At 71.7% G+C, this 19436-nt stretch carries 20 protein-coding genes; 14 read left to right on the top strand and 6 right to left on the bottom strand.

The genetic code is table 11. From position 1 onward, the window contains the following. Positions 1-9: 9 nt before the first annotated feature. The 8 genes from INTCA_RS16320 to purF all read left to right on the top strand — a co-directional run bounded on the left by INTCA_RS16320 (position 10) and on the right by purF (position 6422). Positions 10-876: an LLM class flavin-dependent oxidoreductase gene (locus INTCA_RS16320; RefSeq protein ID WP_041307888.1), complete on the top strand. Its 867-nt coding sequence runs from the start codon at positions 10-12 to the stop codon at positions 874-876. After that, positions 876-1283 (top strand): sterol carrier family protein, encoded by a 408-nt coding sequence (locus INTCA_RS16315; RefSeq protein WP_013494028.1) that lies wholly within the window; start codon positions 876-878, stop codon positions 1281-1283. The genes INTCA_RS16320 and INTCA_RS16315 overlap by 1 nt, the downstream gene beginning before the upstream one ends. Continuing rightward, entirely contained in the window at positions 1276-2202 is a 927-nt protein-coding gene (locus INTCA_RS16310) for an ABC transporter ATP-binding protein (RefSeq protein ID WP_013494027.1), read from the top strand. The genes INTCA_RS16315 and INTCA_RS16310 overlap by 8 nt, the downstream gene beginning before the upstream one ends. Further along, positions 2195-3058 (top strand): ABC transporter permease, encoded by an 864-nt coding sequence (locus INTCA_RS16305; RefSeq protein WP_013494026.1) that lies wholly within the window; start codon positions 2195-2197, stop codon positions 3056-3058. The genes INTCA_RS16310 and INTCA_RS16305 overlap by 8 nt, the downstream gene beginning before the upstream one ends. 1 nt (position 3059) lies before the next feature. Next, on the top strand, positions 3060-3869 hold the full coding sequence (locus tag INTCA_RS16300; RefSeq protein WP_013494025.1) for an ABC transporter permease: 810 nt from the start codon (positions 3060-3062) through the stop codon (positions 3867-3869). Positions 3870-3975: 106 nt separating this feature from the next. Next, a complete protein-coding gene (locus INTCA_RS16295) occupies positions 3976-4218 on the top strand; it encodes a hypothetical protein (protein WP_013494024.1) in 243 nt (80 codons plus the stop codon). A gap of 14 nt (positions 4219-4232) precedes the next feature. Continuing rightward, entirely contained in the window at positions 4233-4808 is a 576-nt protein-coding gene (gene thpR / locus INTCA_RS16290) for an RNA 2',3'-cyclic phosphodiesterase (RefSeq protein ID WP_013494023.1), read from the top strand. Between the two features lie 45 nt (positions 4809-4853). Next, the gene (purF, locus tag INTCA_RS16285; RefSeq protein ID WP_013494022.1) at positions 4854-6422 is read left to right on the top strand and encodes an amidophosphoribosyltransferase; all 1569 of its coding nucleotides are present in this window, start codon (positions 4854-4856) and stop codon (positions 6420-6422) included. Between the two features lie 83 nt (positions 6423-6505). Here the strand turns inward: purF and INTCA_RS16280 are convergent, their stop codons facing one another. Next, on the bottom strand, positions 6506-7477 hold the full coding sequence (locus INTCA_RS16280; protein WP_013494021.1) for a hypothetical protein: 972 nt from the start codon (positions 7475-7477) through the stop codon (positions 6506-6508). A 241-nt stretch (positions 7478-7718) separates the two neighbouring features. On the opposite strand from INTCA_RS16280, the gene purM reads away from it, so the two are divergent. Beyond that, positions 7719-8846: a phosphoribosylformylglycinamidine cyclo-ligase gene (gene purM / locus INTCA_RS16275; protein ID WP_013494020.1), complete on the top strand. Its 1128-nt coding sequence runs from the start codon at positions 7719-7721 to the stop codon at positions 8844-8846. A gap of 75 nt (positions 8847-8921) precedes the next feature. Here purM and INTCA_RS16270 read toward each other — a convergent pair whose 3' ends face one another. After that, entirely contained in the window at positions 8922-9116 is a 195-nt protein-coding gene (locus INTCA_RS16270; protein ID WP_013494019.1) for a DUF3073 domain-containing protein, read from the bottom strand. 317 nt (positions 9117-9433) lie between these two features. Between INTCA_RS16270 and INTCA_RS16265 the strand changes: the two genes are divergently transcribed. Beyond that, entirely contained in the window at positions 9434-9622 is a 189-nt protein-coding gene (locus INTCA_RS16265) for a BldC family transcriptional regulator (protein WP_013494018.1), read from the top strand. Between the two features lie 78 nt (positions 9623-9700). Then, entirely contained in the window at positions 9701-10141 is a 441-nt protein-coding gene (locus INTCA_RS16260) for a VOC family protein (protein ID WP_013494017.1), read from the top strand. A 32-nt stretch (positions 10142-10173) separates the two neighbouring features. Here INTCA_RS16260 and INTCA_RS16255 read toward each other — a convergent pair whose 3' ends face one another. Next, entirely contained in the window at positions 10174-10662 is a 489-nt protein-coding gene (locus tag INTCA_RS16255) for a GNAT family N-acetyltransferase (RefSeq protein WP_013494016.1), read from the bottom strand. 20 nt (positions 10663-10682) lie between these two features. Further along, positions 10683-12248, bottom strand: coding sequence for a PucR family transcriptional regulator (locus INTCA_RS16250; protein ID WP_041307884.1), 1566 nt, complete (start codon positions 12246-12248; stop codon positions 10683-10685). Between the two features lie 92 nt (positions 12249-12340). Between INTCA_RS16250 and INTCA_RS16245 the strand changes: the two genes are divergently transcribed. Further along, on the top strand, positions 12341-13609 hold the full coding sequence (locus INTCA_RS16245; protein WP_041307882.1) for an NAD(P)/FAD-dependent oxidoreductase: 1269 nt from the start codon (positions 12341-12343) through the stop codon (positions 13607-13609). 1 nt (position 13610) lies between these two features. Here INTCA_RS16245 and INTCA_RS16240 read toward each other — a convergent pair whose 3' ends face one another. After that, on the bottom strand, positions 13611-15347 hold the full coding sequence (locus tag INTCA_RS16240; RefSeq protein ID WP_013494013.1) for an alpha-amylase family glycosyl hydrolase: 1737 nt from the start codon (positions 15345-15347) through the stop codon (positions 13611-13613). A 222-nt stretch (positions 15348-15569) separates the two neighbouring features. Between INTCA_RS16240 and INTCA_RS16235 the strand changes: the two genes are divergently transcribed. Together INTCA_RS16235 and INTCA_RS16230 are read left to right on the top strand one after the other, a co-directional pair. Further along, entirely contained in the window at positions 15570-16751 is a 1182-nt protein-coding gene (locus tag INTCA_RS16235) for a peptidase MATCAP family protein (protein WP_041307880.1), read from the top strand. Beyond that, entirely contained in the window at positions 16748-17746 is a 999-nt protein-coding gene (locus INTCA_RS16230; protein WP_013494011.1) for an ATP-grasp domain-containing protein, read from the top strand. The genes INTCA_RS16235 and INTCA_RS16230 overlap by 4 nt, the downstream gene beginning before the upstream one ends. A 69-nt stretch (positions 17747-17815) precedes the next feature. Here INTCA_RS16230 and INTCA_RS16225 read toward each other — a convergent pair whose 3' ends face one another. Continuing rightward, positions 17816-19378 (bottom strand): ATP-dependent DNA ligase, encoded by a 1563-nt coding sequence (locus tag INTCA_RS16225; protein ID WP_013494010.1) that lies wholly within the window; start codon positions 19376-19378, stop codon positions 17816-17818. Positions 19379-19436: the final 58 nt, after the last annotated feature.

Here is a 19436-nt window from a genome sequence, read left to right as displayed (position 1 = left end):
GTTCGGGGGATGCGATTCGGCATGACGATTCTCCCCGAGCACTCCTGGCCCGTCGCCGAGCCCCTGTGGCGCGAGGTCGACGCCATGGGGTTCGACCACGCCTGGACCTTCGACCACATCACGTGGGGCGGGCTGCCCGAGTCGCCCTGGTTCGCGGCGGTCCCGACCCTCGCGGCCGCGGCCGCCGTGACGAGCCGGGTCGGGCTGGGGACCTTCGTGTCGTCACCGAACAACCACCATCCCGTGCAGTTCTTCCGCGAGGTCCTGGCGCTCGACGACATCTCCGGGGGTCGCTTCATCCTCGGGGTCGGCGCGGGCGGTGACCTCGACGCACGGATCACCGGCGAGGACCTCTCTCTCCGGGACCGGGTCGACCGGTTCCACGAGTTCACCGGTCTGCTCGACCGGCTGCTCCGCGAGGAGCGGGTCACCGCGGAGGGGCGCTTCTTCACCGCCCGCGACGCCGTCACCCGCCCGGGGCCGGTCCGTCCCCGGCTGCCGCTGGTCATCGCCGCGAACGGGCCGCGGTCCATCGCCCTCGCCGCCGAGCGGGGCGACGGGTGGATGACCTACGGTGGCCAGACGGACACCGACGAGGAGTGGTGGGCGCTCGTCGCGCGACACAGCCACGTGCTCGACGAGGCGCTCGACGCGCGAGGACGTCAGCGGCATACGGTCGCTCGGTATCTCAACATCGACGCGTCGCCCACCTTCGCGCTGTCGAGCGTGGCCGCCTTCGAGGACGCGGTCGGCCGGGCCGCCGAGCTCGGGTTCACCGACGTCATCACGCACTGGCCGCGCCTGGACGAGCCGTTCCGCAGCAGCCGGGACACGCTCGACGCCGTGGTCAGCGACGTCCTGCCGAGGTGGCGTTGATGCCGCCGCGCCGTCGGGTCGCCGTCGACGAGGGCCGCCGCGCCCTGGCCGTATGCCGCTCAGCCGGCTTCGCTGCCGACCGTGCCGTCACCGCCACGGCAGTCCGCTACAGCCTGGAGGAGCTCGCCACCGCCGCGCCGGGGCGCACGGTCGAGGTGCGCGTGCCACCCCACGGCGCCGCCCAGTGCATCGAGGGGCCCGTCCACCGCCGGGGCACGCCGCCCAACGTCATCGAGACGGACGCGGCGACCTGGCTCGCCCTCGTGACCGGCGACCTGTCGTGGCACGACGCGGTGGCGTCCGGGCAGGTCCGGGCGAGCGGGCAACGGGCTCACCTCGACGGGCTGCTGCCCCTGCTGCCCTGGCCGCCGGTCACCGCGGCCGAGGCAGGGGGCCGAGATGAGTGAGCCGGTCATCGTCGCGCGCGGTCTGACCAAGGTCTACGGGCAGACCGCCGCGGTCGACGGCATCGACTTCGAGATCGCGCGCGGCGAGTCGTTCGGCCTGCTCGGGCCCAACGGGGCCGGCAAGTCGACGACGATGCGGATGATCGGTGGCACCCTGCAGCGGACCGGCGGCTCGATGCTCGTCGCCGGGCTCGACCCGGCGGAGCGGGGGCCCGAGGTGCGGGCCCACCTGGGCGTCGTGCCGCAGCAGGACAACCTCGACGAGGAGCTGTCCGTCCGCGACAACCTCATCATCTACGGCCGCTACTTCGGTCTGCCCTACTCCTACCTGCGGGCCAAGGCGGACGAGCTGCTCGAGTTCGCCCAGCTCACGGACCGCGGCACGGCCAAGGTCGGCTCGCTCTCCGGCGGGATGAAGCGCCGCCTGACGATCGCCCGCTCCCTCGTCAACGAGCCCAAGGTGCTCCTCCTCGACGAGCCGACGACCGGCCTCGACCCCCAGGCCCGGCACGTGCTCTGGGACCGGCTCTTCCGCCTCAAGGAGGTCGGGGTCACCCTCGTCGTGACGACCCACTTCATGGACGAGGCCGAGCAGCTCTGCGACCGGCTCGTCGTCATCGACCGGGGACGGATCATGGCCGAGGGCACCCCCCGACAGCTGATCCGCGAGCACTCCACGCGTGAGGTCCTCGAGGTCCGGTTCGGGGCGGACCGCAACGCGGCCGTCGTCGCGCAGCTCGAGGACATCGGCTCGCGCATCGAGGTCCTGCCCGACCGGATCCTCGTCTACACCGACGACGGCGAGGCGGCCCTGGAGGCGGTCGCCGCGCGGGGACTGAGCCCGATCACCTCGCTCGTGCGCAGGTCCTCGCTCGAGGACGTCTTCCTGCGGCTGACGGGGCGGAGTCTCGTTGACTGACGGAAGCACGGTCGCGGACCTCGGCCGCTTCGCTGCGTCGGGGCGGGTGCCCGAGGCGGAGGTGCTCGCTCGCCGCGCCCGACGCTGGGGCTGGTGGTTCTTCGTCGAGGCCTGGCTCCGAGGGGCGAAGGCCTGGGCCGTGTCGATCCTGCTCTACATGGTCGTCACACCGCTGCTCTACCTCACCGCGCTCGGCCTCGGGCTCGGAGCCCTCGTCGACCGGGGCGCGGGGTCCGTCGACGGCGTCCCCTACCTCGTCTTCGTCGGGCCGGCCCTGCTCGTCAGCACCGTGGTCATGTCCGTCGGCGGCGAGCTGACCTATCCGGTGATGGCCGGCTTCAAGTGGCAGCGGCTCTACTACGGGCCACACGCCACCCCGGCGACCCCCGAGCAGATCGCGGTCGGCCAGCTCGTCGCGGTGCTCGTCCGCTTCGTCGTCCAGGCCGGGGTGTTCTGGCTCCTGCTCGTCCTCTTCGACGCCGCGCCGAGCGGCTGGTCGTGGCTCTCCGTCCCGGCGGCGGTGCTCACGGCCGCGGCGTTCGGTGCGCCGCTCCAGGCGTTCGCGGCGAGCCTCGAGGACGAGGGCTACCAGTTCGCCTTCGTCCAGCGGTTCGTCATCATGCCGATGTTCCTCTTCGCGGGGACCTTCTTCCCGCTGTCCGTCATGCCCGTGGCCCTCCAGTGGATCGGCTGGGTCTCGCCGGTCTGGCACGGCACCCAGCTCGCCCGGCAGGCGACCTACGGAGCCAGCGAGCCACTGTGGCTCACCCTGGTGCACGTTGCCGTGCTCGCCGGCCTGGCGCTCGGAGGCATCCTCGTCGGCCGCCGGATCTACGCACGACGGCTGGGCAGCTGACATGGCCGAGACCACCCGAGTGCCCGGACCGTGGGCGGGCCTCTACGGCGGCAATGCTCGCGCCGTCATCGAGCGAGGCTTCAAGGTCATCAGGAACCAGAACTGGGCCGTCATGGTGTCCGGCTTCTTCGAGCCGGTCTTCTACCTGCTCGCCATGGGCGTCGGGCTCGGCGGGCTCGTCGGGAGCGTCACCGGCCCCGGCGGGGAGCCCACGAGCTATGCCGCCTTCATCGCCCCGGCGCTGCTCGCGACCTCGGCGATGAACGGCGCGATCTACGACTCCACCTGGAACGTCTTCTTCAAGCTGCGCTTCGCCCGCCTCTACCAGGCCATGCTCCAGACCTCGCTCGGCCCGATGGACGTCGCCCTCGGCGAGATCTTCATGGCCCTCTTCCGGGGGTTCCTCTACGCGATCGGGTTCATGGTCGTCATGGTCGGCATGGGCCTCGTCGGGTCCCTCTGGGCCGTCCTCATGGTCCCGGTCGCCCTCCTCATCGCGGTCGGCTTCGCCAGCATCGGGATGGCGGTGACGAGCTATCTCAAGAGCTTCCAGCAGATGGACGTCCTGCAGGTCGCCCTGCTGCCGATGTTCCTCTTCTCGGCGACCCTCTTCCCGATCGACGTCTTCCCGACGGCGATCCAGTGGTTCGTCCAGGCGATGCCGCTGTGGCACGGCGTCGAGCTGATGCGCCACCTCGCCGTCGGCCACCTCGAGGCGGCCACCGCCGGCCACGCCCTCTACTTCGTCGTCATGTCGGTGGTGGGCGTCTGGTTCACGGCGTCCCGGCTGCGGGCGCTCTTCCTCCGCTGACCGAGGGCCGGCGGCCCTGCGTTGGTCGGCAGGGTGGGCCGCCGGGTGTCGGGCGGGGTGGGCCGGCGTTGGGTGGGCTGCGCCTGAGGTCGCCTACGCTGGAGGGGTGAGTCCTGAGCCGGCGCGAATCCCCAACCACAAACGCTTCCTCCTCACCGGGGCGTTCCTCGGCCTTGCCGTGGGCATCTGGTTCGGCCTGCGCGAGCCGGGCGGCCCGAGCTACAGCCAGACGGTGCAGTACTCCCTGAGCACGGCCGTCCTCTTCCTGGGCGCCCTCGGTGCCTTCGTCGGTGCCGGCCTCGCCGGGGTCCTGGCCATCCTCCTCGACCGCTCGGGGCGCCAGCACTAGGTCCCGCCGGCAGCATGCGTCTCTTCATCGCCATCGTCCCGCCGGAGGAGGTCCTCGACGACCTCGCCGAGCACGTCGAGCCGCGCCGGCTGGCCGACGAGCAGGGTGCCTCCGAGCTGCGCTGGACCGACCGGCACCAGTGGCACGTCACGCTCGCCTTCCTCGGAGAGGTCGCGGAGTGGCGGCTCGACGACCTCAGCGCGGCCGTGGCCGCGACGGCCGCCCGGCACCCCGCTCCGCTGGTGCGCCTGGCCGGGGCCGGAGCCTTCCCCAACCCCTATGCCGCCCGGGTGCTGTTCACCGACGTCGAGCAGGTCCGCGGCGACCTCCGGAGGCTGGCGAGCGGCATCCGCACCGCCTCCAACGGTTCGGGGGCGACGCCGGACGGCACCCGGTTCCACGCTCACGTCACCCTGGGCCGGTTCCGCCGGCCGACCGAGGCGACTCGCTGGATCAGGACGTTCGAGGCGTATGAGGGGCCGGTGTGGCGGGCGGACGAGGTCGCGGTCGTTCAGTCGCATCTCGGGGAGGGGCGCGGGCGGCGTCCGCGCTACGAGGTCGTGGCCACCGCTCCGCTGACGTCGGCCTAGTCCGAGGCGGACCGGGCCTGGTCCGATCTGTGGGAGAATCGGGCAGTGGCACGCGGCGACGGGCGGTTGACCCATGACCTCATTCACGGCGAGAAGGGCCCTCAGGATGCCTGCGGGGTCTTCGGCGTCTGGGCCCCGGGGGAGGACGTCGCCAAGCTGACCTACTTCGGGCTGTACGCACTCCAGCACCGTGGGCAGGAGTCGGCCGGGATCGCGACCGGGGACGGCGAGAAGATCCTCGTCTACAAGGACATGGGCCTCGTCTCCCAGGTCTTCGACGAGACGGCCCTGAGCTCGCTGCGCGGTCACATCGCGATCGGCCACACGCGCTACTCCACGACCGGTGGCTCGACGTGGGAGAACGCCCAGCCGACGCTCGGCGGCTCCGGCGGCCGCACTCTCGCTCTGGGGCACAACGGCAACCTCATCAACACGGTCGAGCTCAGGGCGATGGTCGACGAGCACTTCGGTGGCTCCCGCGTGACCGGCGAGCTGGCCCGGGGCAACACGTCGGACACGGCCCTCGTCACGACCCTGCTCGCTGCCGACCCCGACAAGACGCCCGAGCAGGCGGCTCTCGAGCTGTTCCCCAAGCTGCGCGGCGCCTTCTGCTTCGTCTTCATGGACGAGCACACGCTCTACGCCGCGCGCGACCCCTGGGGGGTCCGCCCACTCGCGCTCGGCCGGCTCGAGCGCGGCTGGGTCGTCGCCTCGGAGACAGCGGCCCTGCAGACGATCGGCGCCTCGGTCATCCGCGAGGTCGAGCCGGGTGAGCTCATCGCCATCGACGAGGACGGCCTGCGCACGCACCGGTTCGCCGAGCCGCAACCCAAGGGCTGCGTCTTCGAGTACGTCTACCTCGCTCGCCCTGACGCCGTGATCCGGGACCGCGTCGTCCACGAGGCCCGCGTCGACATGGGTCGGGCGCTGGCCCGCGAGCACCCGGTCGAGGCCGACCTCGTCATCGGCGTCCCCGAGTCGGGGGTGCCGGCCGCCGTCGGCTACTCCCAGGAGTCCGGCATCCCGTTCGGCCAGGGCTTCGTCAAGAACGCCTATGTCGGCCGGACCTTCATCCAGCCCTCGCAGACGCTGCGCCAGCTCGGCATCCGGCTCAAGCTCAACCCTCTCGAGCACACCATCCGGGGCAAGCGCCTCGTGGTCGTGGACGACTCCATCGTCCGGGGCAACACCCAGCGCGCCCAGGTCCGGATGCTGCGCGAGGCCGGCGCGGCCGAGGTGCACGTGCGGATCTCGTCGCCACCGGTCCAGTGGCCCTGCTTCTACGGGATCGACTTCGCGACCCGGGCGGAGCTCATCGCGACCGGCCTCGGGGTCGAGGAGATCAGGGCGTCCATCGGGGCGGACTCGCTCGGCTACATCAGCGAGGCGGGCATGGTCGAGGCGACCCGCCAGCCCGCCGACGAGCTCTGCACGGCCTGCTTCACCGGTCGCTACCCCATCGAGCTGCCCGAGGACGGCCGCGTCGGCAAGCACGTCCTCGAGACCCTGCCGCTCACCGTCCGCACGGGGCACGACCGGTCCGTCGACACGGATGTGGACGGCGTCGCCCTCGGGGTCGGAACCGGCGGCGCGGGGGCCCTCCAGCACCCCTGACCCACCCACCGCCCTGACCCCGACCTTGCGGTTCGAGGTATGGATCGAGCACCAGGAGTCGCGGCCCACCTCGAACCAGTGGGTCAGGCGACGCTCAACCCCCGGGCCACCTGGTCCATGAACTCGTCCTCGTGCAGACGCAGTCCGATGAGGTCGATCCGCAGGACCCTGTCGTCTCTCAAGGTGACCTCGTTCCGGCCGAGGTTGTCGGCGCTGACCTGGAGACCCTCACGGTGCTGCACGCCGTCGATCTCGACGACGAGCCGATGCGCATCCCACCGGACGTCCAGGTACATCCGGCCACGAGTCCCTTCGACCAGGGCCTGCCGAGTGGGTTCGGGCAACCCGCGGGCGCGGCACAGTCTCGCGAAGTCGAGCTCGCCGAGTGACTGCACACCATCACCGAGGTAGCCGACGACATCCCTGATGAACCCACGCCGCTTGCGGCCCCTCAGACGCTTGGACCAGGACAGGAGCTGGTCCGGGGTGGCCAGCCGTTGCTGGACGGTCATCAGCAGGATCAACGCCGCCTGTCGGTCGGAGGCGGCCCAGTAGGCGCCGCGCAAGGCGGCGACGGGTGACTTCGTGCGCGGTAACCCGGCGCCGACGAGCTCGTCCGGAAGCCGTCGGACCACCTTGTGGAGCCTCGAACCTGCGACCTTCTTCACCGTGCACCGGTGCACCACGGAGACGTGGATCTGGTCCTCGGTGTACGCCCGCAGACCGGCGGCCTGGAGTGCGGTGGCCCCGTCGATCGCGGCGATGTCCCCGCCGGTCTCCCACACGATGCGCCACCGATGCTCCTCGACGGTGAGATCCCCGGAGTGCAGCGCCACCGTCTGCAGACCGTGCGTGCGCCACCGGCCGGCCGCCACCTCACTGCGGATGTCGAGATAGCTCAGTCCCGCGTCTCGGAGCAAGGTTCGTGACACGACGCTTCCGCTGCTTTCGGCGGCCCCCCGAGCCAGGTCCTGACGGGCTCGGGTTCGGGCCCGTCTCGCGACCTCAGGGTCGTCGTCCGTCTTCGTCGCCGCGGTGCTGCGCTCCTGGTTCATGGGCTGCACCCTCTGGGAAAGGTCTTCGGTCCGCTCGGGTTCCTCGAGCTCCTGTGGACGAACGCGCACCCGCCGATGGGATGTGGAAGCGGTTGCATCGAGGCATTTCGTTCGAGGTATGCATCGACCCCCAGGAGTCGATCCATACCTCGAACCGGACCGGTGGGGAGGTCGGGCGTGGAGGTCGGGCGTGGAGGTCGGGCGTGGAGGTCGGGCGCTGGGACGCCGGTAGGGTTGGCCCGTGACGAGCGAGCCGCAGACCCCGATCACCTACGCCTCCGCAGGCGTCGACGTCGAGGCGGGTGACAAGGCGGTCGAGCTGATGAAGGAGTCGGTCCGGCGCGCCACCCGGCCCGAGGTCGTCGGTGGCCTCGGCGGCTTCGCGGGGATGTTCGACGCGAGCGCGATCGCCCGGATGACTCGCCCGATCCTCGCGACGAGCACCGATGGCGTCGGCACGAAGGTCGCCATCGCCCAGGCCCTCGACAAGCACGACACGATCGGCTTCGACCTCGTCGGCATGGTCGTCGACGACATCGTCGTGTGCGGGGCCGAGCCGCTCTTCATGACCGACTACATCGCCACCGGCAAGGTGGTGCCGGAGCGGATCGCCGCCATCGTCGGTGGCATCGCCCGGGCCTGCGAGGAGGCGGGCGTCGCGCTCGTCGGCGGCGAGACCGCCGAGCACCCGGGGCTGCTCGAGCCCGACGAGTACGACGTGGCCGGCGCCGCGACCGGGGTCGTCGAGTACGCGCACGTCCTCGGGCCGCAGCGGGTGCGCGACGGCGACGTCGTCGTGGCGTTCGCGAGCAGCGGCCTGCACAGCAACGGCTTCAGCCTCGTGCGGCGCGTCATCGAGTCGGCCGGTTGGACCCTGGACCGGCACGTCGACGAGTTCGGGCGGACGCTCGGGGAGGAGCTGCTCGAGCCGACCCGGCTCTACACCAAGCCGCTGCTCTCACTCATCGCCGACGCGGGCGTCGAGATGCATGCGCTGAGCCACGTCACGGGCGGCGGGCTGGCCGCCAACCTGGCCCGCGTGCTGCCGACCGGGATGTTCGCCCGGATCGATCGGGCCAGCTGGGCCCCGCCCGCGGTCTTCCAGACCATCCAGGCCCTGGGCCGCGTCCCGCAGACCGACCTCGAGCGCACGCTGAACCAGGGCGTCGGCTTCGTCGGGGTCCTCCCCGAGGCCCACGCGGAGCGGGCCATCGAGCTGAGCGAGCTCAGCGGCATCCGGGCCTGGCGGCTGGGCGAGGTGACCGCAGAGGAGCGCGCCACCATCGCGGCTGACGCCGAGGTGACGCGCGGTGCGAAGGGGGTCGACGGCGGCGCCGTCCAGGTCGTGGGGCAGCACCCCAAGGCCTGAACGGACAGCCGTCATCGCGGCCGGGCGGTTGAGCACCCGACACACGAGGTGTGGCCGGAAGTGGAGGGGTCGAGCTCAGCGCTCGCCCGAGGCCCACTTTCCGTATTCGTCGTAGTCATCGTCGTCGAGCCGTGGCGTTTCGTCACGGCTCGGACTTGATGACTCGCGGTGCAGCTCTCGCTCGAGCGCGCTCAAGTCCGTGTCTGGCGTGTAGTACTTGAGCTGCCGTGCGACCTTGGTCTGCTTGGCTTTGGCTCGGCCGCGCCCCATGGCGTGACCCCCTCGTGCGTCGTGCCGGGACGGCATCGCTCGGCGAAGGGCCCTCAAGCTCTCCGTCGTCCGCGTAGCGGCCCCGGGAATGTGTGTGTACTCGTGGTGCTAACGCTACATGAGCGGAGCCAATCCTGCGTCACTGGCGCGCGCGGGCCACCGGCCGCGGCGGCCCGAAGGACGGGTGGAATGGGTGGGAATGTGGTTTTGCGAATCAGCTCCCGCCAACGAGCCGATCGGCCTAACCTGACTCCAATGAGCCCTTTCCGGGCCATGCGGTGTCGCCGCTCGAGCGACAGGGTGGTGGGGAAATGACCATGACGACACAGGATCGGCACGAGACGGAGAAGCTGTTGACGCCGGCAGAGGTGGCCGCACTGTTCAGAGTCGACCCGAAGACGGTCACGCGCTGGGCCAAGGCAGGCAAGCTCACCTCGATCCGGACCCTCGGCGGGCACCGCCGGTATCGCGAGACCGAGGTTCGGGGGCTCCTCGCCGGTCACTGACCGGGCGGTACGGGTGACAGGGGCAGGGACGTTCCGCGGTCAGGGTGGGCTGTCGGTGGGTCGTCCTAGCCTTTTCGCATGTCCTCCACACCAGTCCTGACGGCCATCACGCTGGGCGTACGTGACGTCGAGCGTGCGCGCCGCTTCTACGTCGACGGCCTCGGCTTCCGGCAGGTCCTCGAGATCCCGGGTGAGATCGCGTTCGTCCAAGTGGCACCAGGGCAGCTGCTCGCCCTGTGGGACGTCGAGCAGATGCCGTCCGAGTACGGCGACGTCGCGCACGGGTCGGCCGGTCCTCCCGTGTCGCTCGGGCACAACGTGACCGACCCGGCGCACGTCGCGAGGCTGTATGCCGCTGGGCTGGCTGCCGGGGCCACCGCGGTCTCCGAGCCGGCTGAGCGTGAGTGGGGCGGGGTCAGCGCCTGCGTGGCCGACCCCGACGGCTTCCGGTGGGACTTCGTGTACAACCCGGGCTTCCGGGTGGACGCCGACGGCACCGTCCACCTGGGCAAGGCCTGAGGCGACCAGGGCTCGACCGCCGCACGGTGCCGTCAGAGCACGTGGGGCGATCGGCGCTCGAGGAGCACGACGTCTCGCCACCGGCCGTCCTGTCGACCGATCCGCTCCCGCACCCCGACCTCCCGGAAGCCGGCTCGGCGGTGCAGGGCCAGACTGGCCACGTTCTCGGGGAAGATCCCGGACTGGACGGTCCAGATGCCGGCCGCCTCCGTCGAGGTGATCAGGGCGTCCAGGAGGGCCCGTCCGACGTGGCGGCCCCGCGCCCGCGGGTCGACGTAGACCGAGTGCTCGGCGACCCCCGCGTAGGCAGGCCGGGAGGACACGGGAGACGCGGCGATCCACCCGAGCACGGCTGTGAGGTCGTCCACGGCGACGAACCGGTGCAGCGACAGCCGAGCGGCGTCGAAGTCCTCCCACGTCGGCACGGTCGACTCGAAGGTCGCGTCGCCCTCCGCGATGCCCGCGGCGTAGATGTCGAGGACGGCCGGCCCGTGCGCCGCCGTCATGGGTGCGATCTGCACGGACCCACGGTAGCGACCGGTCAGTGGCCCAGCGCGCGGAGCTCGAGCCGCGCTGCCAGTCGCGTCACCGGGTCGGCGAGGTCCAGGTCGACGACGTCCGCGACGTGCTTGATCCGGTAGCGCAGCGTGTTGGGGTGCACGTGGACCCGAGCTGCGGCCGCGCGCGGGTCGCCGGGGTGGTCGAGCCAGGCCGTTACCGTTGCGCAGTAGGCGGTGCCGTGCTCCATGTCATGGACGTGCAGCGCCGCGACCGGACTGTGCGAGAGGGCGGTCCGGAGGTCACCCACGGCTCGTTCGCACGTCACCTCGGCCCAGGCGTCCTCGATGGCCGTGGCCCTCGAGGGCAGTCGGTCGGCCACGGCGAGGCGGTGCACCTCGAGGGCCTCCTGACGTGACCGGGTCAGCTGCGGCAGGCGGCGCACCGCGCTCCCGGCGGACAGCCGGACGTGGGGGCGGGTCGCCAGGAGGTCCCGGGACACGCCGGCCAGCCACGGCCAGGATCCGGCGGAGTCGTCGTCCGGCTCGTCCCGGACCAGCCCGAGCACCTCGTCGTCGAGCAGCGCGAGCAACGGCTGGCGCCACCCGTGCCGGCGACAGGCGGACTCCCACGTGTCGAGCCGGGTCTCCGGGTCCAGCGCCGGGTCGCCGGCGAGGACGACGACCCGCCACGGCGGTGCCGGCAGCCACGCCTCGACGTCGTGGAGGTTCCCCGACAGGAGGGTCCGGAGCCGGTCGGCGGCCACGCGGCGCGCGAGGTCGGTCTGGGACCGCAGGCGCAGGAGGTGCAGGGCGACGACCGAGGCGGTCTGCTGCAGCGACCGGATCGTCTCGGTCGGCGGCTGCTCCTCGACGACGGCCCAGATCGAGCCGAGCCACTCGTTCGCGGCCCGCACCGGGATGACGAGCCGCGGCCTGAGGTCGCCGTCGGCGGGGACGAAGAAAGGGTCGCTCGAGGTCGCGAGGCGCCGGAACACCCCGCGCCCCCGCAGGCTCGCGAGCACCGCATCGGGCACCTTGCGACCGACGATCGTCGACACCCGGATCGGGTCGACGACGCCCTGCCGGGACGAGTAGGCCAGCACCCGCGACTGGGTGTCCTCGATGGTGACCGGCGCCTCGACGAGGGCCGCGCAGGCGTCGGCGAGCGCGAAGAGGTCGTCGTGGACCGGACCGTCGGTGCGGACGGCGGCCCCGGTCGCAGCCCGGTCGAGGACCCCGCGGAGCAGCCAGACGACATGCGCCCACGAGGCGTGGTCGGCCAGCTCGACGAGCGGGACGCCGAGGCGACGGGCCGCACCGCGGACCTCCCGCGCCCGGGCCACGCTGCGCCGGAGCACGACGGCGCCGCTGCCTGCCGCCGCGCCCGCCTCGAGAAGCCCGACGGCCGCGTCCGGTGTCTCTATCGCCACCCCGAGGAGCAGGTCGCCCTGCTGGCCGAAGACCCCCGTGGCCGGCTCGGCGAGGGTGACGTCGTCGACCTCCGGACCGGGAGCGGTCACCGCGACGCGGAGGAGGCCCCCACCGAGGGCGCCGACGACGTCGGCCAGCGGAAGGCCACGGGGGCCGGGAAGCGAGCTCAGCGGCATACGGCCCATTGTGCTGGAGAAACAACGACCAGCGTCACCTTTGGGACCACAGCACCATGAGGCGCAAGCCGGCGTGCCCAACCATGGGAGACATGGCTTCGATCACTCCTTCCGGACTCCCCGTTCCCGAGCACGTCGCCGTGGTCGGCGCCGGCATGGTCGGCCTCGCGACGGCCTGGTTCCTCCAGGACCGCGGCGTCGAGGTCACCGTCATCGACCGCGACGGTGTCGCTGCGGGCGCGTCGTGGGGCAACGCCGGCTGGCTGACGCCCGGCATCGCGACGCCCCTGCCCGAGCCGGCCGTCCTCAAGTACGGGCTGCGCGCGGTCCTCAGCCCGAGCTCGCCCGTCTACGTCCCGCCGAGCGCCAACCCGAACCTCCTCAAGTTCGTCGCCGGCTTCACCCGCCACTCGACGATGCCGGCGTGGAAGCGGGCGATGGGCTCGCTCGTCCCGGTCAACGACCTGTCGCTCGCGAGTTTCGACCTGCTGCGGGAGGGCGGGGTCGACGCCGAGACCCACGAGGCGAGGCCCTTCACTGCGGCGTACCGGACGGCGGGCGAGCGCACGACGCTCCTCGAGGAGATCGAGCACATCCGCGCCCAGGGCGGCGACATCACCTTCGACGTCCTCACCGGTGACGAGGCACGCGCGATCGAGCCGGCGCTCTCGGACGCCATCGGCGCCGCGATCGTGCTGCACGGGCAGCGGTTCGTCGACCCCGGCGCCTACGTGGCCGCGCTCGCGGACTCCGTCATCGCGCGGGGCGGCAAGATCGTCACCGGTGGGGCGGTGACCTCGCTCCGCGACGTCGGGACGGCCGTCGTCGTGGAGACGTCCACGGGGGCCGCGGAGACCTTCGACCACGTCGTCGTCGCGACCGGCGCCTGGCTCGGGGCGCTCGCCCGTGACCTCGGGGTCAGGCGCGTCGTCCAGGCCGGGCGCGGGTACTCCTTCTCCGTCGAGGTCGAGGACCTGCCCAACGGGCCGGTCTACTTCCCCGCCGCTCGGGTCGCCTGCACCCCGGTCGGCGACCGGCTGCGCGTCGCCGGCATGATGGAGTTCCGCCGGCCGGAGGCCGCCCTCGACGGGCGGCGCATCCGGGCGATCGTCGAGGCCGCCCGGCCCCTGCTCCGCGGTGCGGACCTCGACCACCGGCAGGACGAGTGGGTCGGCTCGCGGCCGTGCACCGTCGACGGACTGCCGCTCATCGGCGCGACCCGGTCGCCGCGGGTCTTCGTCGCGGGCGGTCACGGCATGTGGGGGATCACTCTCGGGCCGGTGACCGGTCGGCTGCTCGCCGAGCAGATGGTGACCGGAACGGTGCCGGCCGAGCTGCGCCCGTTCAACCCGCTCCGCTGAGCTACGCCGGACTGAGCACGACGAGCGTGTAGGGGCCGACGGAGAGCGTCGCGACGGCCGGCTCGCCGGCATCGACGTCGAGCGTCGAGTGGCCGCCGAAGAGGGCGCTGTACGTCGCGGCGTCGGAGTTGAAGCGGACCGCCCACCGGCCGGGTTGGGGGAGGCCGACGGTGACCTCGCGCGGCTCGGCACTCGCGTTGACCACCACACACGCCGACTCGGTGTCGGTCGAGCGCACCCAGGCCATCGTCTTGGCCACGTCGTCCACCAGGGTCACGTCGGTGTGTGGTCCGGTGAGCCCCGCCGTGGTGCCGGTCAGGTTGCGCCGGAGCGAGACGAGGTCCCGGACGAGCCGCACGATGTCCCGGAACGACTCGGCGCGCTCCCAGTCCAGCGGCACGGTGTCCCGGAACCACTCGTCCTCGAGGAACTCCTGCCCCTGGAAGAGCATCGGGATCCCGGCGCTGGTCAGGGCGATGGCCGTGGCGAGGGTGGCGCGCTTCTGCGCGGGCCACCCGGACGGGTCGGCGGGGTCGATCTCGTGCGGCACCCGGAACTTGCCGTTGGCCACCTCGTCGTGGCTCTCCGAGTAGATGACGCGCTCCCACGGGTTGCCGCGCGGCGCGACGACGCCGGCGAGGTCGTGCATCGACCGGGCCGCGTCGTCCGGTGTGGTGACCAGGGCGCGCAGGGTGTGCACGAAGCCGGCGTCCCACTGCGCGTTGAACGCCGCGCCGTCGAGCGAGGTGAGGGCGGGGTCGTTCTGCAGGTCCTCGGCGATGAGGAGCTTGCTCGGCAGCTCCTGCCGGATGCTCAGGTTGATGTCGCGCATCAGCGCCCAGCCCTCGGGGATGTCGGTGCCGACGCCGCTCACCGTCCGGATGTAGAGGGTGGCATCGAAGCGGAGCCCGTCCATGTGGAACTCCTCGATCCACATGAGCGCGTTGTCGCGGCAGTACTGCCGGACCTCCTCACGACCGTAGTCGGGGCGCGTGTCGCCCCACGGGGTGTGCGAGCGGTCGTCCTGGTAGAAGTAGATGCCGCCCTTGCCGTTGTCGGACGCGCCGTCGAACTGCCACAGCGACAGGTCGCTCGGGCCGAAGTGGTTGAGGACGACGTCGAGGATCACCGCGATGCCGTGCTGGTGCGCCTCCCGCACGAAGGCCTTGAGCCGGTCGGGGCCGCCATAGGTCGACTCGACGGCGAACGGATGCGCGGGGTTGTAGCCCCACGAGTAGTCGCCGGCGAACTCGGCGACGGGCATGAGCTCGATCGCGTTGATCCCCAGGCTCTTGAGGTAGCCGAGGCGGCTCGCCATCGTCGCGATGTCGCCGGGGTCCCCCTCCTGTGCGACGAACGACCCGATGTGGGTCTCGTAGATGACGAGCTCGTGGTGGTCCGGCGTGGCGAACGAGTCGCCGTGCCAGTCGAAGGCGTCGCGGTCGTAGATGACCCCGTTGCCGACGGAGTTGGTGACCTCGCGGGCGCGGGGGTCGACGCGATGGAGCTGCTCGCCGTTGGTCGTGATGACGTACTTGTACTCGTCCCCCGGCCCCGCGCCCTCGACCTCGCCGTACCAGTGGCCGGCGTCCTCGCGCTCGAGCCGGTGCCGGTCGGGCGACCAGGCGTTGAAGCTGCCCGCGACCGCGACGGACTCGGCGTGGGGCGCCCAGACTCTGAACGCGGTGCGGCCCTCGAGCGGGATGGAGCCGACTCCCATGGTGCGGGGCTCGCTCACGAGTTCTCCTCGGCTGCGCTGTGGTTGAGTCGCGTCGAGCCTATCCCCGTATGCCGCTGGGCTCGCTCCCGTTGGCACGTGCCCGCGCGCTCGCCCTCCCTCTCGTCGATGGGGACGGCACGAAGTGCACACTCGACGGCGCTCAACCCACGTGGGCGCCTCCCGCACCGGCTGGGGAGCGTCGAGGCGTGGTTCGGGAAGGTGGCTGGGTACGTCTCTCGAATGACGTCCACCACGGAGCAGCTTGCCCCCGTCCTCGAGGTCGACGCCCGGCTGACCGAGATCGAGCGCGAGCTGGACCTCTTGCTCAACCTCACGCCGGTCAACGCGGCCGAGGCGTGGACCGACTTCGAGCGCAGCGACTTCGGGACCGCGCCGACGCTGCGCCTGAGGCCGTTGGAGTTCGACCCGGACCTCGTGCGACGCGACCTCTACAACCTCGAGATCGAGACCGTGGAGGACCCTGCTCTGCACACCTTGTTCCGGGCGAAACGCGACGAGATCGCCCGGCAGGTCACGGCTCTCGAGGACCGGGACACCTCGCGCTTCCTCTACGGGTCGCTCCAGCTCTACGGCGGCGTCGCACCGTCCCTGGCTCGGGCTGCGGAGGACCTCCTCGAGATGATCCCGCCCCAGGCTCCGAGCTCCCAGAGCGTCACGGCCGGCGCGTTCGCGGACGCTGCGAAGACGGAGTTCGCGCGGTACCGCGAGGTCCACGCGGACTTCCCCACGGCCATGGACGTGCGCGCCGACGTCGGGGAGCTGATGGTGTCGTTCGGTCGCCTGCTCATCCCCGAGTCCGCGACCTTCCGGTCGGATCGGGTCGAGCCCCTGCTCCACCACGAGATCGGGACGCACGTCGTCACCTACCAGAACGGTGCCAAGCAGCCGCTGCAGCTGCTGACCATCGGGCTGCCGGGTTATGACGAGACCCAGGAGGGGCTGGCCGTGCTCGCCGAGTACCTCACCGGCGGGCTGGACCCACGCCGGCTCCGGGTGCTCGCCGGGCGCGTCGTCGCTGTCGGCAGGCTCCTCGAGGGCGCCGGGTTCCTCGACATCTTCGAGTCGCTGCGCACCGACCACAGCATCCCGACGAGGACCGCGTGGAACATCACCACCCGGGTCGTCGTCGGCGGCGGCAACGTCAAGGACGCGATCTACCTCCGGGGGATCTCGCGGATCCTCGAGATGCTCGCGGAGGGCGGCTCCCTCGAGCCGCTCTTCGTGGGCAAGCTTGCGTTGGACCACATCCCGCTCGTCCAGGAGCTGCTCGAGCGAGAGGTGCTCAGTCCCGCCTGGGTACGTCCCCGGTGGCTCGACGTGCCCGGAGCCCAGGAGCGCCTCGAGAGGCTCCGCGCCGGCGCATCGGTCATCGACCTCTACGAAGGAGAGAAAGCCGCATGAGGATCGCGTTCTTTGTCAACGACGTCGCCACCGAGGTGGACGAGTACACGACCACCCGCCTCGCGAGAGCGGCCTGCCTGGGCGGCCATGAGGCCTGGTACGTCGGTGTCGGGGACGTCGAGCTGGGAGACACCGACGGGCGGCTGCTGGCGCGGGCCCGGCGGGCGGAGTTCGCCGAGGGAGACACGCTCGCCGGGTTCATGGAGCAGGTCAAGGAACGCGACCCGGAGCGGATCGTCCTCGACGACCTCGACGCGCTCTTCCTTCGCAACGAGTCGATCGACGACCTCCAGGAGCGGCCGTGGGCCAGCCCTCTCGCTGCCGTGTTCGGCCAGATGCTCAAGGCGCGCGGCGTGACGGTGGTCAACGACCCGATGTCCTTGATCCGGGCGACGAGCAAGCTCTACCTCGAGGAGTTCCCCGAGAAGATCCGGCCCCGGTCCGTCGTGACGCGCGACCCCGCGGCCATCGAGGCGTTCGTGGCCAAGGTCGGGCACTCCGTCGTCAAGCCGCTGTACGGGGCCAAGGGCCGCAACGTGTTCATGATCGAGGACGAGAACGAGACGAACCTCGCGCAGATGACGGAGGCGGTCCTGCAGGACGGCTACGCGATCGTCCAGGAGTTCGTCGACGGCGGCGAGAACGGCGATGTGCGGATCTTCGTGCTCGACGGGGAGATCCTCGAGCTCGACGGAAAGCTGGCCGCTTTCCGGCGCGTCCCGACCGGCAACGACCCGCGGGCGAACATCAGCGTCGGCGGCCGGTCGGTGCCCATCGACCCCGGTGACGTCGAGCTCACCGTCGTCGAGACGATGCGGGACAAGCTCCTGGCCGACGGCATGTTCTTCGTCGGCATCGACGTGATCGGCGACAAGGTCGTGGAGATCAACGCCGAGAGCCCCGGTGGGATGCAGAGCATCGAGCGGCTCTACGACATGGACGTCTGCACGACGGTCATCGAGGCCCTGGACCGGCGCATCGCCGCGCAGCGCTGACCCGCGCGACGCAGGTCCACGCCAGGTCGTGGGCGCCAGTCGAGTGCAGGGGTGGAGGCAGGTGGGGCGTCACCAGCCGGCGAGGCGGCGAACCGTCTGCACGGTGTCGATCTCGGAGACGGGCTTGTCGTCCCGGTACCGGAGGACCCGGGCGAACCGCAGGGCCATGCCGCCCGGGTACCGGCTGGAGCGCTGGACGCCGTCGAAGGCCACCTCGACGACCTGCTCCGGGCTGACGCGGATGACCCACTCGTCGGAGTCCGGGTCGTCGATCGCGAGCGCGCGGAATCGCTCGGTCTGCCAGCGCAGCATCTCGTCGGTCATGCCCTTGAACGTCTTGCCGAGCATGACGAGGTGGCCCGTCTCGGCGTCTCGGGCGCCCAGGTGGATGTTCGAGAGCCAGCCGCGCCGCCGCCCGCTGCCCCATTCGACGGCGAGGACGACGAGGTCGAGCGTGTGGCGGGGCTTGACCTTGACCCATCCCGGCCCGCGCCGACCGGCGGCGTAGGGCAGGGACGGGTCCTTGACCACGACGCCCTCATGGCCGGACCTGGTGATCTCGTCGAAGAACTCCTGGGCCTCCGTGACGTCCCCGGTGAGGAGCCGGCGCGGCAGCCACCCGCCCGGAACGGTCCGGGCGAGGTGGCTCCAGCGTTCGGCGGCGGGCAGGTCGAGCAGGTCCTCGCCGTCGACGTGCAGCAGGTCGAAGAAGAAGGGGGTGAGCGGCACCTGGGTCCTGAGGCGGTCTGGGTCCGCGCTGCTCGCGGTCCGGGCGCCGGTGACCTGGAAGGGCTGCGGACTCCCGTCGTCGCGCAGCGCGATGACCTCGCCGTCGAGCACTGCGGTCTGCACGTCGAGGGTCGTGAGGCCCTCGACGATCTCAGGCATCCGGTCGGTGACCTCTTCGAGGGTGCGGGTGAAGAGGCGGATGTCCGCCGGCTCGACGCGCCGGTCCACATGCGCCTGCAGGCGGATGCCGTCGAGCTTGGTCTCCACGAGGACCTCGGAACCGAGTCCGGACAGGGCGGCCGCCACGTCCGGGGCCGACCCGGCGAGCATCGGTCGCAGCGGTCGGCCGATCTCGAGCGTGAGCGCGGCCAGGGCGGCTGCCCCTCCGTCCAACGCCGCCCGCGCCACCGGCCCGGCGTGCCCGGCCAGCATGACGGCCCGGCGAACGGTGGCGTCGGGGACACCGGCGGCCTTCGCGATGGCCTGGAGCATCACGCCGTCCCCGGCGCCCTGCCGGGTCTCGCCCGTGATGAGGGCCCGGAGCCACTGCTGCTCGTCCGCCGTGGCCCGCTCGAAGAGGGACCCGACCAGCGCGGACCGGCGCCCCGCCGAGCCCGGTCCGGTGACCGCGGCCAGCTCGGTGGCTGCGGCATCGATCTCGAGAACGGTCAGCGTCGAGGTGGCCGCCGGCTGGGGCAGGGACCGGAGGCCGCGCCAGCTGACGCCGACGCGGCGCTGGGGCAGGACACCGGCGAGGTGCGCCGCGACGATCTCCACGGTCTGCGCACCCTCGGCCGCGGCGCGGGCAAGACAGTCAGCCAGAGCGGCGACCTTGGCCGTGCGGGACGAGGTGGTCGCGACGGCGCGCGAGGTGGCGACGACCTCGGACAGGGCGAGCGGCATGGGTCGATCCTCCCCCACGACCACGACATCGCACCCGCGTTCGAGGTATGGATCGACT

The sequence above is a fragment of the Intrasporangium calvum DSM 43043 genome, assembly GCF_000184685.1.
GTDB lineage: Bacteria > Actinomycetota > Actinomycetes > Actinomycetales > Dermatophilaceae > Intrasporangium > Intrasporangium calvum.
Note: the sequence above shows the minus strand (reverse complement) of the source record. Positions and strands in the feature narration are given on the sequence as shown.